Genomic DNA, 16,959 nt, shown 5'->3' on the forward strand with positions numbered 1-16,959 from the left:
CATCGGCTATGGCCCGCGGCCGTGCTGACGCCCTGTCGACCATAGTCGGATGAGACTGAGTCGCGATCAACCATCGTACCTGCCAACGGCCCACGAGCGGCGGCAGGTACACTAGCGGTCGGGAATCGCGACATTTTGCCCGGCAACCATATGCGATGCCTGGGGCGTTCCTCTCCGGTAGCAAACGGAGTTTCTGAATGAAAAAAGCAAATTTCGCCTTGGTTCCTGCCGTCGCTCTGCTCGTTGCAGCACCGGCATTGGCGCAAGCACCGACCCAGTGGGTCGAGCTGGAAGACACTGCGCAGGTAGCTGCATTCAATAGCACGGTCGATCAGATCGAAGACTGGGATCTCTACGACGCAGCAGGGATCAAAATCGGTGAAGTCGAAGCCGTCCTCGGTACCGATGCGACCACCGCGACAGCTCTGGTTGTCGATTTCGAAGAGGCCGCTGGTTACGTTGACGGCGACGTGATCGTTCCAATCGACCAATTTACGTGGGAAGCCAATCGTCTGTCCCTTGCGATCGAACCCACCGCCGCCCAGCAGCTCGAGCTCTGGAACGACTAACACTCAACGCTACAACGCAGAAAAACCCGCGCTACGGCGCGGGTTTTTGATTGGGTCTTATGCTTAGAACGCGTTGGAGCACGCAAAAAGCGTCGACATTTATTCTTCCAATTCTTGTCACTCAAATCTTTGCCGCACGTTGACCAGAAAATGGGGAGACTCTGAGTGAAAGACCGTCAGCACAGCGTATTCGAGTTGCAAACAATTCTTGATGAGACGGTTAAGGACGTAAAGGACCATGCTGAACGGATCTATATAGACGCAAAAAAGGTGGCAGACGAGCACCACAAACCGGCGCCCCGCAAAGCGGACTTTGCGAAATTTGGTTTGTCTGTGTTTACCCGCAAAGGCGATCTTGTAAAGGCCGGCGATGCAGCCAATGCATTTCCGATCCAGTCTATTTCCAAAGTATTCGCGCTTGAAGTGGCGCTGCAAAGACACGGTGACAAGCTCTGGAAGAGAGTCGGCCGAGAGCCATCTGGAGACGCGTTCAATTCCATTATTGATCTCGAGCGCTTCAAAGGAGTGCCTCGAAACCCTTTCATCAATGCTGGCGCGCTCGTCGTGATCGACTCGCTTCTCGATGCAAAAGGGGAAGATGCGAATGGCTCGGTGATGAACTTCGTCAAACAGCAAATGGACGACGAAATCGTCACTGTCGACGCGGACGTACTGGAAAGCGATCAGGCTAGGGGTGATCTCAACCGATCATTGCTGTTCATGGCCAAGCACCACGACAATCTGCGCCATGCGGTCGATGACGTTATGAACGCCTATGTGCATCAATGCGCTATTTCCCTCGATTGCATTGGGCTCGCTAAAGCGGGGCGGTTTCTTATGCAGGAGGGTCCAGACGAACGATCGGACCGAGGTTTGCAAGCATCCCGACGCGCCCGGCGCATCCTCTCCATAATGATGACATGTGGTATGTACAACGGGTCCGGAGACTTCGCTTTTCGGGTTGGCCTGCCGGCAAAATCAGGTGTTGGCGGCGGCATCCTGGCTGTCGTGCCGCACATCGCATCCATAGCGGCATGGTCTCCTGCGCTGGACCCGTTTGGGAATAGTTGGCTTGGTGTTCTGGGGCTGGAGTACCTAACGAACCGTACGGATTGGTCCGTGTTCGGAAATATCCTGAGCAAACCCTAGTGGTTAGTTGACCGTCCATATATCTGCGCTGGTTGGATTGGGCCGAGGTTTCATGGTGTTGCGTGAGACACGAAAACCCATCCTAATAATTGGCTATGGCAACATTACCTGCCTGCACCGTCGCCAGGAACGACGAAACGCAGAGCGTTGGTCCCGGTGCGGCCAATCGAAATGCGTGAAACATCACCTCAAATCCTGCGCCCGACAGGGTCGGCAGTAATGTACTCGTCCCGGAGAGTGCGACGAATTTCCAGTGACCTAGCGAGGGCTCGCGCTGGGCTCTTGTAGGGGTGTCCGGGTCCGCTCCCGTCTCTGATCTTCTATGCAACGCGTGACATGTGACGGAACTTAACGCGAAAGGCGCGGTTCATGCAGGCAACCTTAGTGGCTGCTTGGCCATAAAAGCCAAATCTTTTCATAGTTTTGACCCACGCCACTCGTGGCGGGAACGGCGGAGCATAATTTGTTCAGCGAGGGCTTGCGCACGTCCATTGTGGTGATCAGCGACCGCGTCGAAAACAGTCATCGGCCTGGTGAAAAGCCTTTTGACGCCGCGCCGAGGAAGCTTTTGGTTAGCGAACCCGCTCCCTCCGTCGTAGGCAGTTACCTTGAGCGCCTACCGCTAACTGCCATTCGCAGCGGTCTCGTCGAATTCGCCGAAATCTGGCACCACAGCATCGGACACGGCTCCTTCCACGAGGACAGCCCGCACCTCGCGCGCCGGATCTTTCCCCTCCGTCACGACACTGCGCCCTTCCATTCCGAGACCATGCTCGATTTCATCCGCATGCATGGCGCACCGCGCATTCTCTGCATATGGGGTCTAGGGGTCAGCGAAGCGATGCTCGACGCGTGCCGCGACAGCATCATCATCTACAATTCGATCGACGCCCCTGCCCTGCGCGTACCACCCGAGATCAGCCGCCATTTCGACATTGTGCTGACAGGTGCCGAGTGGCAATCCGATCTCGTCCGTGAACGTCATCCCGATATGATCACCGCGATCATGCCGATCGGCCCCGAATTCGCCTCCCCCGAAACGTTCTTCCCGACCGGCGACCCGAAACAATACGACATCATCTATGTTGCCGCGGCGCAGGCCTATAAGCGCCACGACGTACTGTTTGATGCGATGGCCCGCGCGCCGCGCCGGCTCACCGCGCTCTGCGTCATGGGCTATGGCGAGGATGCGGCAGCGCTTCGCCAGCGCGCGCATGACCTCGACATCACCGTCGATTTCATCGACCCACCGGGCGTGCCCTACTCCGAGGTCAACCGGCTGATGAACGCGGCGCGTGTCGGCGTCGTGTGTGGTGTCGAGGATGGCGCTCCTGCCATCATCACCGAATACATGCTCGCGGGCCTCCCCGTCGTGGCCAATGCCGACCTCGCCTGCGGCCTTCAATATATCTTGCCGGAAACCGGCATTGCCGCGCCGGCCGATAGCTTCGAGCAGGCCATCATTGCCGCGATTGATCATCCCGAGCGGTTCAGCCCCCGCGAAGCCGTCCTCGCACGCTGGGCCTGGCCCCACACGGCCGCCCGCTTCGAGAGCCTGATCGCTGAGGCCATTGCCAAAAAATCCCCAACAGCCGACCGCCAAGGAGCGTCGTTTGAACCAGCAGCTTAAGCCTGACCATTTCGACGCCCTGCCTGCAGGCCGTGCCGCGCCCCTTATTTGCTTTTCGCACCTGCGCTGGGATTTCGTGCTGCAGCGTCCGCAGCATTTGATGCAGAGGTTTGTCGGTGAGCGGCAGGTCTATTTCTTCGAGGAATATATCCCGACCGACCACCACCTGCCCTATCTCGAATATCACCCTTTCGCCGGCACCGACGTGATTGCCGTCCGCCCGCGCATCCCCCATTGGTGGGATGAAGCGCAGCGCGAGACAGCACTTAGAGGCTTGCTCGACACCTTGCTCCGCCTCCATGGCGTCTCAAAGCCCGTCCTCTGGTTCTATAGCCCGATGATGTTCGGCTTTGCCAAACACGTCGACGCGGCGGCCATCGTCTATGATTGCATGGACGAACTGGCCAATTTCCGTTTCGCCCCACCGCAGCTCAAAACCCTCGAAGCCGAACTGATCGACCGCGCGGACGTGGTCTTCACGGGCGGCGAAAGCCTCTTTGCTGCTAAGCGCGGGCAGCATGACAATATCCATGTCTTTCCATCAAGCGTCGACGTCGCTCACTTCGCCCAGGCCCGCAAAGGCATGGCGCCTGCCGGCGATCTCAACGCCCTCCCCGGCCCGCGCCTCGGCTTTTATGGCGTGATCGACGAGCGGATCGATCTGGAACTGCTTGAGAAGGTCGCCCGCGCTCGACCCGATTGGTCGCTCATCATGGTGGGGCCGCTCGCCAAGATCGGTCCCGACGATCTGCCCCGCGTGCCAAATCTCTATTTCCTTGGTCAACGCAATTATGCCGACCTCCCGGCCTATCTCGCCGGTTGGGACGTGGCACTCATGCCCTTCGCTATCAACGAGGCCACGCGTTTCATCAGCCCGACCAAGACGCCGGAATATCTGGCCGCCGGCATCCCCGTCGTTTCGACACCTATTGCTGACGTCGTCGCCGCCTATGGCGCGCTCGATGCCGTCAATATCGCTCGGACACCAGCAGAATTCATCGCCGCCTGCGAGGCCGCACTGGCTCTCAAACCTGGTGACTGGCAGCCGGCCGTCGACGAAAAACTCGCCGCCATGTCCTGGGACAAAACCTTCGAACAGATGTCGCGTCTCGTTGACGAAGCCATTTGTGGCGATCGCCCCGTCATCCGCTTGCCGGTTATGCGCAGCTCCAAACGCCGCTCGGCCTATGATGTGGTGATTGTCGGCGCTGGCTTTGCCGGATCGGTCCTCTCTGAACGACTGGCGGCCGACAGCGATCAGCGCGTTCTCCTTTGCGATCGGCGCAACCATGTTGCCGGCAATGCTTATGATAAGCACGATGCTGCCGGCATTCTGGTGCATCAATACGGCCCGCATATCTTCCACACCAATAGCGACGCCATTGTCACCTATCTCTCCCGCTTCACCGCCTGGCGGCCTTACGAGCACCGCGTGCTTGCAGCGGTTGGGGACAAGCGCGTGCCTATCCCGATCAACCGCACGACGCTCAACGCGCTCTATAGCCTCGATCTCAGCACTGACGCTGAAGCCGAAGAATTCCTCCGCAGCCGCGCCGAGCCGATTGCCGAACTGCGGACGTCGAAGGATGTCGTGATCAATCAGGTTGGCGCCGAACTCTACCGCACATTCTTCGAAGGCTATACGCGCAAGCAATGGGGTCTGGACCCTAGCCAATTGGACAAGGCTGTCACCTCACGTATCCCCACGCGCTGCAATGAGGACGACCGCTACTTCCTCGATACGTTCCAGGCGATGCCGCTTCATGGCTATACGGCCATGTTCGAAAACATGCTCGACCACGACAATATCGATCTCGCGCTTGGTGTTGATTATGCCGATATCCGCGCAGAAAATCTGGCGCCCCGCACGATCTACACGGGCCCGATCGACGAATATTTCGGTCACCGTTTCGGCGCCCTGCCCTATCGCAGCCTCGCCTTCCGCCACGAAACCCTGGATCAGCGCCGTTTCCAACCGGTGGCCGTTGTCAATTATCCAGACGAGGCCGTGCCCTATACACGCATCACCGAATACAAGCACCTGACGGGGCAGGTGCATCGCCAGACCTCGATCAGCTACGAATTGCCCCAGGCCGATGGCGACCCCTACTATCCCATCCCGCGACCGGAAAACGCAGCGCTCTATAAGCAATATGCCGATCTCGCCGATGCACATCCTGAGGTCAGTTTCGTCGGTCGCCTGGGCACTTATCGCTACTACAATATGGATCAGGTCGTCGGGCAGGCGCTGGCCCACTATCGCCGCATGAATGTCTCCACCGATATGGCGGTTGGCTCATGAGACCCGTCCTGGTTTTGGCGACCGATAGCCACCATCCATCGGGCCTTGGCGAACACATGCTGACGCTCGGCAGCGCCTTGTCGGACGAGTTCGATGTTGTGATCGCCGCTGATGGCAATGCAGGCGGCCGCGATTTGCTTGGCCGCGCCGCTGGCATGGGCCTGCGCATAAAGACGTTAGATTTTTCCGCTCTCAATCCCTTCAAAGCGTGGTTGCGAAACAATGCTGCGCTGCTCCATGTCCATGCCGGCATCGGCTGGGAAGGCCACGAACTCGTGCGGCTCGGGAAGGCCGCGGGCCTGCCGACCATCCGCACCGAACACCTGCCCTATGTGCTGACTAGTCCCGTGCAACAGGCGGAATATGGTGCCCTGCTTCTCTCGGTGGATCGCGTCATCACTGTCTCACGCGCCGCCTATGACAGCTTTGCGAGCCGCCATGGCGCATCTCGTTTTGCTCTTGTGCCCAACGGGATCGCGGCGCGCGCGGCCACAACAGACCGTCAAAACACCCGAACGGCCTTGGGCTTGTTGGCGCACGAACAAATGCTGCTGACCGTTGCGCGCTTTACCGAGCAGAAAGCCTATCCCACCTTGCTCGACGCAGTGCCGGCCGTGCTCGAACATCAGCCGGGTGCGCGGTTCGTCTGGGTCGGCGATGGTCCGGATTTCACGAAGCTGGAAACCGCCGTGCGCGACGCTGGGCTCGATCATGCCGTGACCCTCCTTGGCCATCGCGATGATGTTCCCGACCTCTTGGCGGCCGCAGACCTGCTGGTCTCGCCCTCCCTGTTCGAGGGCCTGCCGCTGGTGCTTCTCGAAGCCATGGCCGCCGGCGTGCCGATCGTCACCACCGCAATCGGCGGCAGTATCCAAGCCGTGGGCGAGGCTCACCCCTATCTCGCCGCCTCTGCTGATCCCATCGCTCTGGCCTCCACTATAACCACAGCCCTCGCCAATCCCGACGCCGCGCAGAAATCCGGCGAAGCCGGACGTGAGCGGTTCAACCAGCATTTCCTTGCCAGCCGGATGGCCGCGCAAACCGCGAAAATCTACGCCTCCGCCATGGCACCTTCCTTATCGCAATTACAGGCCCGTTCCGCATGACCAAGACTCGCATAGGCTTTATCGGCGTCGGCGGCATCGCCCAGCGCCATCTCGGTGTGCTCGAACAATTCGAGGATGTCGAACTGGCAGGCTTCGCTGACGTGGATTTCGACCGCGCCGTTGACGCCGCCGCACGCTTTGGCGCCCGGGCGTTCGCCAGCCACGACGACATGCTTGCGCACGGCAGCCTTGACGCCATCTATATCTGCATTCCCCCCTTCGCGCATGGCGCCGCCGAACGCGCCGTGATCACCAAGGGTCTCCCCTTCTTCGTCGAAAAACCCATCTCGCTCGACCTCGCAATGGCGGAGGCTCTGGCTGGCGAAATCGAGACCGAAGGCCTCATCACCGCGGTCGGTTATCACTGGCGCTATCTCGACACGGTCGATGAAGCCCGGCGCTTGTTGGAAAACCGCCCGGCACAATTGCTCTCGGGCTACTGGCTTGACCAAACCCCACCGCCGCAATGGTGGTGGCACAAGGATCAATCCGGCGGCCAGATGGTCGAACAGACCACCCACATCATCGACCTCGCCCGCTATCTTGTCGGTGATGTCACCCAGGTTTTTGGCCTTGCCGGCCATACCAACCGCGATAATTTTCCCGGCCTCGACGTGCCAACAGTCAGCACGGCGAGCCTTCGCTTTGCATCCGGCGCGGTCGGCAATATCGGCTCAACCTGCCTCCTCAATTGGGGCCACCGTGTTGGGCTCCATCTCTTTGCCGATGGCATGGCGCTGGAACTGACCGATCACGATATCATGGTCGATGTCGGCGCCGGTCGCCCTGTTCGCCATGCAGAGGGCGACCCGGTCTGGCGCGAGGACCGCGATTTCATCGATGCCGTCCGCGGTGAGCCGAGCCGAATACGCTGCTCCTACGGCGAAGCCCTCAAAACCCACCGCGTTGCGCTGGCCATCAACCAATCGGCTGCGACCGGCCAAGCCGTCGATCTGGTGACACCCTGATGCCCCACCGCCACATCCGCTCGCTCGGCATCGAACGCGAAGGCCAGGCCTATCATTTCGGCTATGACGAAGGCCCGCCCGGCGACGGTCAGGTGCAATTGCAAACGCTCTATTCCGGCTTTTCAGCCGGCACTGAGCTGACATTCATGAAACACACCAATCCCTATTTCTTCTCGCGCTGGAATGGCGAGCGCGGGGTGTTCGAGCCGGGCGAACCAAGTCTTCATTATCCCGTGCCTTTCCTTGGCTATATGGAATCGGCGCGAGTGCTCGAAAGCCGCAGCCCGGCCTTTGCCAATGGCCAGGTCGTCGCTACCGCTTACGCTCACAAGACTGGCCACACAGCTGATCCTTCGCGCGACGTGCTCGTGCCCCTTCCGCCCAGCCTAGACCCCATCCTCGGCGTCTTCGTCGGCCAGATGGGCCCCATTGCGGCAAACGGCATTTTGCACGCCGACGCGGACATTTTCGGCAGCCAGGTGACCCATCTGGGCCAGGGCATTGCCGGTCGCCATGTCATCGTCGTCGGTGCCGGCTCGGTCGGCCTGATGACCGCTTTGTTTGCCCAGCGCGCCGGCGCGGCTGGCCTGATCGTTGCTGACCCCTCGCCCTATCGTCGCGGCAAGCTCGAAGCTTTCGGCATTCTCGCCATGGACGAGGCGCAAGCAGCGCAACATGCCAAGACGCAGTGGCATAGCGGCGGCGATCGCGGCGCAGACTTTGTCTTCCAAACCCGCGCTCACGCCGGCAGTCTACATTCCGCCCTTCAGGCGCTAAAACCACAAGGCACCGTGATCGACCTCGCCTTTTACCAAGGCGGCGCCGAAGCTCTGCGATTGGGGGAAGAATTCCATCATAACGGGCTCGCGCTTAAGTGCGCCCAGATCAATCGTGTTCCTCGAGGCCTCAGCCATCAATGGGATCGGCGCCGGCTGGCAAACGAGACCGTGGCTCTCCTCCAATCGGTCGGGGACATAGTCAAACGCGAAGTCATTACCCATGTCGTGCCTTTTGAAGACGGGCCGGCCTTCCTAGCCCAACTGGTGGAAAGACGGCCCGAATTCATGCAGATCGTCTTCAAGGTGGCCGATTGAACACCGACCCCAAACGCATCCTCTTTGTCTTTGCCTGGCTTGTCGTGGGTGGCGAAGAGACAGAAGTACGCCTTCTCGCCCAGACGCTAGACCCGCTTCTTTATCGCATCGACGTCGTCGCCTGCTTCCACAAGCCAGGCATGCCTGCCCAAACCCACGAGCAATTGCGTGCATTGGGCGTCGATGTCGACACGGTGCCCTACAGCCTCTCGTTTGAAGACACTGTCGCCTATCTCGCGCGCAAGGTCGCAACTTATGACGTCGTCATATCATGCCAGAATGTCGCCGATATTTATCCAGCCCTCGAACGCGCGCATCAGCGTCCGCCACTGATCGAACACGGCGGTCTCGTCTCTGAAGCCCTGGCTGGACCCAAGCACCTCACCAGCCGCTATGTCGGTGTCTGCCGCTCGATCCGCGATGCCGCCGCGGGAAAAATGCCGGGCCGCGAACACGACGCCATCGAAATTCCATCGATGGTCGACCTGAGCGAGTTTCACCCTGACGATCGCCAGCGCATGCGCGCCGAGCTCGGTATTAATGAAACCATCCCTGTCATCGGTTGGGTGGGGCGGCTCGACGAAAAGAAGCGCGTTGAAGATTTTATCACCGCCGCAGCCATCGTCCACCAGCAGCGTCCCGACGTGCTGTTTCTGATCGTGGGCGGTCCGGATGCTTTCATGACGGAATATGCGGAAAAGCTCCAACTGCTGGCGCTGAAAAGCCATCTGCAGCATGCCCTGCGCTTCCTTGGCGATCGCCGCGACGTCCCCGCCCTTCTCGCGGCCATGGATATTTTTGCCTGGCTCTCGGAAGGCGAAGGCATGCCTCATGTGATAGCCGAGGCTGGAGCGGCAGGACTTTCGGTCATAGCGACGCCCGACAACGGCGCCCTGCAACAGATCGAGGATGAGTTATCCGGGCTCTTCGTGCCCCATCGCGCGCCTGAGGCGGTCGCCAGAGCCATGGTGCGTCTCCTTGACGACTCCACCCTTCGCACACGTCTCGGCACTGCACTTCGAACAAAAGTCGAAAACACCTACAGCGCCGCAGTGGTCACGCCGCAATGGCGCTGCCTGATTGACACGGTCATCGCCGAGCGCCCCTCGGCCCCTCCGCCGACCCTCTTCCAATCCTTCTACCAAGGCGGTTTCGAGTGCTCTACCCATCGGCTGAGCAATGGCAAGCGGCTCGACATCATCGCCTCTAGCCTTCACGATCAACATGCCGAAGCCGACTATCGCCAACTTGCGTCTCTCGGCATGCGTACCTTCCGCGATGGCTTTCGCTGGCACCGCATCGAAACCGCTCCCGGCCGCTACGACTGGTCGAGCATCCTGCCCATGCTCACGGCCGCCCGCACCACTGGCACACAGGTCATATGGGATCTATTCCACTATGGCTGGCCGGACGATCTCGATATCTGGCAACCGCAATTCGTTGATCGCTTCGCCGCCTTCGCCCGCGCCGCCGCTCGCCTGGTCCGCGACCATAGCGACGCGATCCCGTTTTATTGCCCGGTCAACGAAATATCCTTCACCGCCTGGGGCGGCGGCGATGCCGGCTATCTCAATCCGTTTGCAAGGGGCCGCGGCTTCGAGCTGAAGGTCCAACTAACCCGTGCGGCTATCGCCGCCATGGAAGCGATTCTCGAGATCGACAACCGCGCCCGCTTCGTACACTGCGACCCCGCGATCAATGTGGTGACAGCGCCAGAACGACCGCATGAATTCTGGGCCGCAGAGGGCCACCGCCAAGCACAGTATCAAAGTTGGGACATGCTGGCCGGACTTGCCTGGCCGCAGCTTGGCGGCTCCATGCGGCTGCTCGATATCGTCGGTGTCAATTATTACAGCAACAATCAATGGATACATGGCGGGCCGCCGATCGATCGCCATCATCCGCAATATTTCCCCCTGCACCGGTTGCTGATGGAAATACACGGTCGCTATGGGCGTCCAATATTGCTCTCTGAGACTGGTACAGAATTTGAGGCGCGACCCGAGTGGCTCCGTTATGCGGCAGGCGAGGTCTCTCTCGCTCGCACAAAAGGCGTACCGATGGAGGGGCTATGCCTTTATCCCATCCTCAATCATTTTGGGTGGGACGATGATAGGGCCTGTCAGAATGGATTGCTTGAACACGCTTGGTCCGACAATAGCCGGACAATTTACCAACCCCTCGCGGAAGAACTGGCACAATGGACTGCTAAGCGGTGATAGGGGTTTTTGCCATCGCAACGGCAAGGCTGACGGCTCGTTCCTGTCCAACAAGAGGAGCTCGGATAATGAACACCGCCAATCTGCAACTCGAAGGCCTCCTGATGGCCATAGCAGGCCTGAATCAAATGCTGGTCGCCAAAGGCCTCGTTTCCATCGAGGAAATCGACCAATGTCTTGCTCGATCGGAGCAAATTGTCTTGGGCGACGATCGCGTTTCCGAAGACCTGTCGCCAGCCCATCGCGACGCCATCGCCTTTCCCGCTCGGCTGCTTCGGCTCGCCAATAACAACCGAGATGGCGCAAGTATGCCGTCGTTTACGGCTCTGGCTAGAAGGGTCGGCGAAACAAAGGGCCCTGACAACGATCAGCTCTAGGCCGTTCGAGATGAAGATCGCCACCTACAACGTCAATGGCGTCAATGGCCGCCTGCCGGTCCTTCTCCGCTGGCTTAAAGAGGCGGAGCCCGATGTCGTCTGTTTGCAAGAGCTGAAATCTCCAGATGAGCGTTTTCCCGCTGCCGCTATCGAGGCTGCCGGATTTGGCGCCATCTGGCATGGTCAGAAGAGCTGGAACGGCGTTGCAATTCTTGCTCGAGGAGCAGAGCCGATCGAGACCAGAAGGGGACTTCCTGGCGATCGTGATGATCTTCACAGCCGGTACATCGAGGCTGCGGTCGAGGGCATAATCATCGGTTGCCTTTACCTTCCGAACGGCAACCCGGCACCAGGCCCAAAATTTGACTACAAGCTAAAATGGTTGGAGCGGTTTGCTGCGCACGCGAAGGAACTGCTGGCGACGGACCTGCCTGTGATTTTAGCGGGCGACTACAACGTCATGCCCACCGAAATGGACGTCTACAAACCGGAACGCTGGGTCGACGATGCACTTTTTAGGCCAGAGGTGCGTGACGCTTACCGCAAAATCGTCGAGCAAGGCTGGACGGATGCGGTTCGCAAACTTCATCCAGATGAACGGATCTACACGTTCTGGGACTATTTTCAGAATGCCTACGGCCGGGATGCTGGTCTGCGGATCGACCACCTCCTGCTCGCACCGGCCATTGCAGGACGCTTGGAAAAGGCTGGCGTCGATCGTCATGTTCGAGGCTGGGAGAAGTCGAGCGACCACGCCCCAACATGGATTGTTCTGAGGTCATGACGCCGAAAACGCCACCTCGATTGCAGGCCATTATTGGCTCAACTTCAGTTCGAAGAGCAGTTCGAAACGGTGGCTTGTTAATCGTCGGAACTGTCGATGCACGGTGAGGTTCTCCAAATGTACATTGGAGAATTTCATGAAAGCCCTCAATCTTATAACGCTGCTACTCGTCATCTTAGGCGGCATGAACTGGCTGCTCGTCGGCGCATTCCAATTCGACCTCGTGGCATCCCTCTTCGGCGGCCAGGACGCCGCCTTGGCTCGGATCGTTTATGTTCTCGTCGGCCTTTCTGCCGTCTATCAACTCATTCCGTTCTTCCGGGCGATGTCCATAGGTGAAGTGCCTGCGGAATCGGCTCGCCGTCACTAATCCCACAGCCTGGCCGGTACGAACGTTTTGGCCAGGCAACTCTTTGTCTCTGTCGACGCACGCTTGTTGTTCGGCGAGGGGACGGCCTGTAACTCGCATATGCGGCAAGGCCGACAACGACTATTGGGGCATCAGCCGGTTCTCGATCCCATAGCAAGCCCACTCCTAGTAATGTCGCCACTACAAACGACGTGCAGCTTTCAAGGCTTGTCTGTTGGCGGCTGTCCGCATTTCCGGGAATTCATAGTCCAAACGCCGACATACGCCGCAAGGCAAACTCTCCTGCAGCGTACTGAGACTTTTAGATGCGTTCGGTCGAGCGCGTTATTCCAGTCACATCGACGAATGTGTGGAATAACGCTCCACATATAGCTACGACCTCAGCGGTGCTCTCCGTGCACAATTGCCGTAACGTGCGCCAAGTGCGTTTCAAGCGCCGGCAAGGTTTCTCGGGCAAAACCCACCAGTGTCTGATCATCACCTGATCCGGCATAGGTCCGGAACAGCGCCACGGCTTCCATATGCGCTTGCACCTGCATGTCGAGGTAAAGCGCTTTGAAGTCCGCGCCGTCGGCCGCCTCGAGCTGATCCAGCATCTTTTGATGCTTGGGTGACAGCGCCGGAGTATTGACCGGCTTTGCCGGATGATCTGCAAGGAGCGCGTCGAGCTTTTCGCCCGCCGCCTTGTGATCGGCAATGATCATGTCGGCCGCCTCGTTGATCGCGTCCTCCTGATCCTTTTGCTTGGCCAGTTCGCTCGATTGGATTTCGAACTGGTTGGCGCTCATCGTCTGCATGAGGAAGCTTGGCGTATCGACAACGAAAACCGGCGATGCGTCGCCGGCCGGCTTGGCAAGGACGTCCTGCGCAAAAGCCAAAGGGGAGAGGGTAAGAGAAAGTGCCACGGCTGTGACAGCAGCAGCGATTTTGATCCGAAGAGTCATTTTGTTTTCCTGGCTGTTACTGGGCAAAAGCGGCGGTGAGATCGGCGTTCGCGGCGTCAACTGCCTCTTTCGCCTCGGGAACGACCTTGGCCATGCCGAAGAATTCGTGGGTCACGCCGTCGTAATGCAGCGCATTGACCACAACGCCGGCAGCTTCAAGGTCCTCGGCATAAGTCTCGCCTTCGGTGCGCAGCGGATCGATCTGTGCGGTAATCACCGTTGCTGGCGGCAGGCCTGCAAGATCGTCGCGGCCAACGAGATTGAGCCTTGGATCGCTGGCCTGCTCGGGGTCTTCGAGAACGTGTTCGAAGAACCATTCCATGTCGGCCTTTCCAAGCGGCTTGGCCTCGGCATTTTCGAGATAGGACTCCGTCTCAGTGTCTGTTCCTGCAATCGGATAGACAAGCAACTGATAGACTGGCAGCGTTGCTTCACGCTCCTTGGCCATCAGTGCGACATTGGCCGCAAGGTTGGCTCCCGCACTTTCTCCGGCCACAGCGATCCGCGCAGCATCGCCATTCATGGTGTGGATGTTCTCGACCACCCATTCATAGGCAGTCCAGGCATCATCATGTGCTGCCGGAAATTTCCATTCCGGGGCATGGCGATAATCGACGGAGATCACGATCGCCTTCGAACCTATGGCGAGTGCCCGTGGGGTTGAATCATAGACATTGATATCGGCGACCACCCAGCCACCGCCGTGGAAATAGACAATGACCGGCAATGGGCCCGCGCCAACATCCGGCGGCATATAGACCCGGGCGGGGAGCGCACCCATGGGGCCCGGAATAGCAATGTCTTTGGTTTCAACGAGCGATTCAGGCTCGGATGGAATTTTCTTATCCCGCTGCACTGTCCGGGCAGCATCGGCAGGGCTGGCCTGGTTACGTGCTTCAGGCACGCTCAGCGTATGGAAAGGCTTGGCCTCAAGTTCGGCAAGTGCATCAAGCACGGCCTTCATGTCGGCATTGGGCTGCGCCATTTCAGCCGCGGGTTTCGGCGAAGCAGGCATGGGTGGTGACGTTGCGGCTCCGGGGTTTGCCGGTGCCGCGGGTGTGGCCGGCGTCGCATCCTGGGCGATGACGCCTGTCATCGCTGTCGTCATCAGGGCAGCCGAAACCAGCCCACCCAAAAGTGTCTTACGGATCGTCATTGTTTGGTCCTTGAAAATGATCTTGATGAAAGAAAATTACTGCTTGGGCGGCTCGATGGTCTGCTGATACGTGCCGACAAGCTCGCCCTTGCCGATCACATGCCCCTCGATGGCATCGAGCAGCGCATCGCGATCGGCGGTCGCGGGAAGTCCGAGAACCTTATCGAGCGCCAATACTTGGAAATGGTAATGGTGTGGCGGATCACCGACGGGCGGCTTGGGGCCAAAATAGCCATTTGTCCCAGCGCTGTTGCGGCCCTGCATGACGCCTTCAGGCTCCATCAGGCGGGGTTGCTCCTGCAGACCTTCCGGCAACTGGGTCAGCGAGCCAGGAATATTCCAAGCCAGCCAATGGACGAATGGAGTGATCGGCTTGGCGTCCGGATCTTCCATGATGATAGCGTAGGATGCTGCACCATCGACAGCAGTCCAGGAGAGCGCCGGAGAAACACCATCGGCATAATCGCTATGTTTTTCGGGGATGCCGGCGTCCGCTTCGATCGTTCCCGACATGACATCGAGCACGCCTTCGGCCGCAGTTTCATCGCGTTGGAGCGCGAGCGGCACGCCGACCCCGCGCGATGCCTGCTCTTCCATGACCTCGGCCGGCGGCGTGTCGGTGCCCTCGGCGGCCGCTTCATTGCCCTCATAAGCAATGCGATAAATCACCCCATTGGCGTCGTCGGCCATCAGCAGTGATCCATCCTTGGCAATGGCAAGACCCACGGGACGCGCGATGTGCGTCGTACCGTCATCGGTCAAAAAGCCGCTGATGAAAGGCTCGATCGAAGCCGGCTTGCCATCTTCGAAATCAATCCGGACAATCTCGTAGCCAGAAGCCGGGTTGCGGTTCCAGGAACCGCGCATGGTTGCGAAGGCATCGCCCTGGTATTCGGCGGGGAACGACGCGCCGTCATAGAATTTCATCTGCATCGGCGCGGCATGCGCCGTATAGCCGATCATCATTGGTGTGCTTTGCTCGCGCCACTGTTCCTTGGTTATGCCACCGGGCGGATTGCTTTGCGGATAGAGATCGCCCTCACCGAACACATGAGGCCAGCCATATTGCTTACCCTGCTCGAGAAGGTTCAGTTCTTCGGGCTGTACCTCGTCGCCGAGAAAGTCGATGCCGTGATCGAGGCCCCACAGTTCGCCTGTCGTCGGATTCCAATCGTAACCGATTGTATTGCGGAGGCCTGACGCAAAAATGGTACGGGATTTGCCATCCGGCGCCATGCGGAGGATCGTGGCATTTTCGGCATTTGTCTCGTTGCAGGCGTTGCAGGTCGAGCCGGCGCTATAATAGATCATGCCATCGGGCCCAAACTCGAGCACGCGGTTAGGATGCTGTCCGGCATCGGGCAAATCGCCGACGAGCAGTTCGAGCTCACCAAGTGTCCCGTCTTCCTGGATTTCGCCTGCGAAGATTTCCTTGGCCGTCGCGATGTAGAGCTTACCATCGTGAATGGCGAGGCCGTGCGTCTGCGGACGATTGGCGACGGTCACCGGCGCCTTATCGGCCCGCCCATCGCCATCCTCGTCCCGCAGCATCAGCACGTCACCTTCTTCGCGCCGACTGAAATAGACAGTGCCATCGTCGGCGACCGCGATGATGCGAGAATTGCCAAGGCCTGCCGCAAAAGGCTTGACCGAAAAGCCTTCCGGAATTTTGAGCTGGGCCAGTTTGTCGCTCGTGGGCAGCACCTTGTTCGGTTTGAAAATGCTGACGGAATAGGACAGATCGGTACCATCACCCTGCTGAGCCAAAACAGGTGTGACGCCGAGTATTGCCAATGTCGCAAGGGCAGTGCTGAACTTCATGAAAATGCCTCCTCAGTATGAGGCTTGAATGTTCAGCGGGTGTGCCTGTTGCCCAGGCCATGATCACTTCGGCAAATGCCAGGAAATCGTGGTGTTTCTTTTGCTGTGAGATCATCACAGGTTATTCGTGACCACCATTGACCGCTCAGAATGATTTTCATTCGGGCAGTATCTAGCGGCCTAGATTATGGCTCTGAGGGAACGAACCCATTTCACATACGACGAAGCACGGCAGCTTTTCATGAGTGGTACGAGAACAGATTTTTGGAGCGCGCCAGAGGTGGCTTTTTTGTCGAGTATCTTGCAGCGTTACTTGAACATCCGGCCGCTGACCAAAAACTGAGCCTCGGGCTACCCCCCCAGACAGACCGCCCACCGATGGAGCCTTTTATGACTGACTATGACGTGTGAGCTGCTGCCGGTTCGGTAGACACTAAGTTAGGCTAGTTTTGCTTGCTCTTCGTATTCCA

11 protein-coding genes and 1 pseudogene are annotated in these 16,959 nt (G+C 59.0%); 9 read left to right on the forward strand and 3 right to left on the reverse strand.

The genetic code is table 11. From position 1 onward, the window contains the following. Positions 1-197: 197 nt before the first annotated feature. The 9 genes and pseudogenes from ASE94_RS17550 (at position 198) to ASE94_RS17590 (ending at position 12,568) form a co-directional block, all read left to right on the forward strand. Positions 198-569 carry a PRC-barrel domain-containing protein gene (locus tag ASE94_RS17550; protein ID WP_061909885.1) on the forward strand — a complete coding sequence of 124 codons (372 nt, stop codon included), beginning with the start codon at positions 198-200 and terminating at the stop codon, positions 567-569. 165 nt (positions 570-734) lie between these two features. Continuing rightward, the gene (gene glsA / locus ASE94_RS17555; RefSeq protein WP_244484179.1) at positions 735-1,718 is read left to right on the forward strand and encodes a glutaminase A; all 984 of its coding nucleotides are present in this window, start codon (positions 735-737) and stop codon (positions 1,716-1,718) included. A 463-nt stretch (positions 1,719-2,181) separates the two neighbouring features. Then, on the forward strand, positions 2,182-3,348 hold the full coding sequence (locus tag ASE94_RS17560) for a glycosyltransferase family 4 protein (protein ID WP_244484181.1): 1,167 nt from the start codon (positions 2,182-2,184) through the stop codon (positions 3,346-3,348). Between the two features lie 100 nt (positions 3,349-3,448). Next, positions 3,449-5,650 carry a UDP-galactopyranose mutase gene (glf, locus tag ASE94_RS17565; protein WP_082461294.1) on the forward strand — a complete coding sequence of 734 codons (2,202 nt, stop codon included), beginning with the start codon at positions 3,449-3,451 and terminating at the stop codon, positions 5,648-5,650. A gap of 56 nt (positions 5,651-5,706) precedes the next feature. Next, positions 5,707-8,818 (forward strand): annotated as a pseudogene (locus ASE94_RS17570) (glycosyltransferase). Then, positions 8,815-11,037: a glycosyltransferase family 4 protein gene (locus ASE94_RS17575; RefSeq protein ID WP_062631457.1), complete on the forward strand. Its 2,223-nt coding sequence runs from the start codon at positions 8,815-8,817 to the stop codon at positions 11,035-11,037. Before ASE94_RS17570 ends, ASE94_RS17575 begins: the two are co-directional and overlap by 4 nt. A 68-nt stretch (positions 11,038-11,105) precedes the next feature. Next, a complete protein-coding gene (locus tag ASE94_RS17580; RefSeq protein WP_061909879.1) occupies positions 11,106-11,414 on the forward strand; it encodes a hypothetical protein in 309 nt (102 codons plus the stop codon). A gap of 10 nt (positions 11,415-11,424) precedes the next feature. Beyond that, entirely contained in the window at positions 11,425-12,198 is a 774-nt protein-coding gene (xth, locus tag ASE94_RS17585; RefSeq protein WP_062631458.1) for an exodeoxyribonuclease III, read from the forward strand. Positions 12,199-12,334: 136 nt separating this feature from the next. Next, positions 12,335-12,568, forward strand: a complete 234-nt coding sequence (locus ASE94_RS17590; RefSeq protein ID WP_062631459.1) for a DUF378 domain-containing protein — start codon at positions 12,335-12,337, stop codon at positions 12,566-12,568. A 380-nt stretch (positions 12,569-12,948) separates the two neighbouring features. Here the strand turns inward: ASE94_RS17590 and ASE94_RS17595 are convergent, their stop codons facing one another. Genes ASE94_RS17595 through ASE94_RS17605 form a run of 3 tightly spaced genes read right to left on the reverse strand, consistent with a single transcriptional unit; the run spans position 12,949 to position 16,489 of the window. After that, on the reverse strand, positions 12,949-13,512 hold the full coding sequence (locus tag ASE94_RS17595; protein WP_062631460.1) for a DUF4142 domain-containing protein: 564 nt from the start codon (positions 13,510-13,512) through the stop codon (positions 12,949-12,951). A 16-nt stretch (positions 13,513-13,528) separates the two neighbouring features. Next, the gene (locus ASE94_RS17600; protein WP_082461287.1) at positions 13,529-14,668 is read right to left on the reverse strand and encodes an alpha/beta hydrolase; all 1,140 of its coding nucleotides are present in this window, start codon (positions 14,666-14,668) and stop codon (positions 13,529-13,531) included. A 36-nt stretch (positions 14,669-14,704) separates the two neighbouring features. Then, the gene (locus ASE94_RS17605) at positions 14,705-16,489 is read right to left on the reverse strand and encodes a YbhB/YbcL family Raf kinase inhibitor-like protein (protein WP_062631461.1); all 1,785 of its coding nucleotides are present in this window, start codon (positions 16,487-16,489) and stop codon (positions 14,705-14,707) included. Positions 16,490-16,959 lie beyond the last annotated feature (470 nt).

This window comes from Devosia sp. Leaf64, assembly GCF_001421945.1.
Classification (GTDB): Bacteria; Pseudomonadota; Alphaproteobacteria; order Rhizobiales; family Devosiaceae; genus Devosia.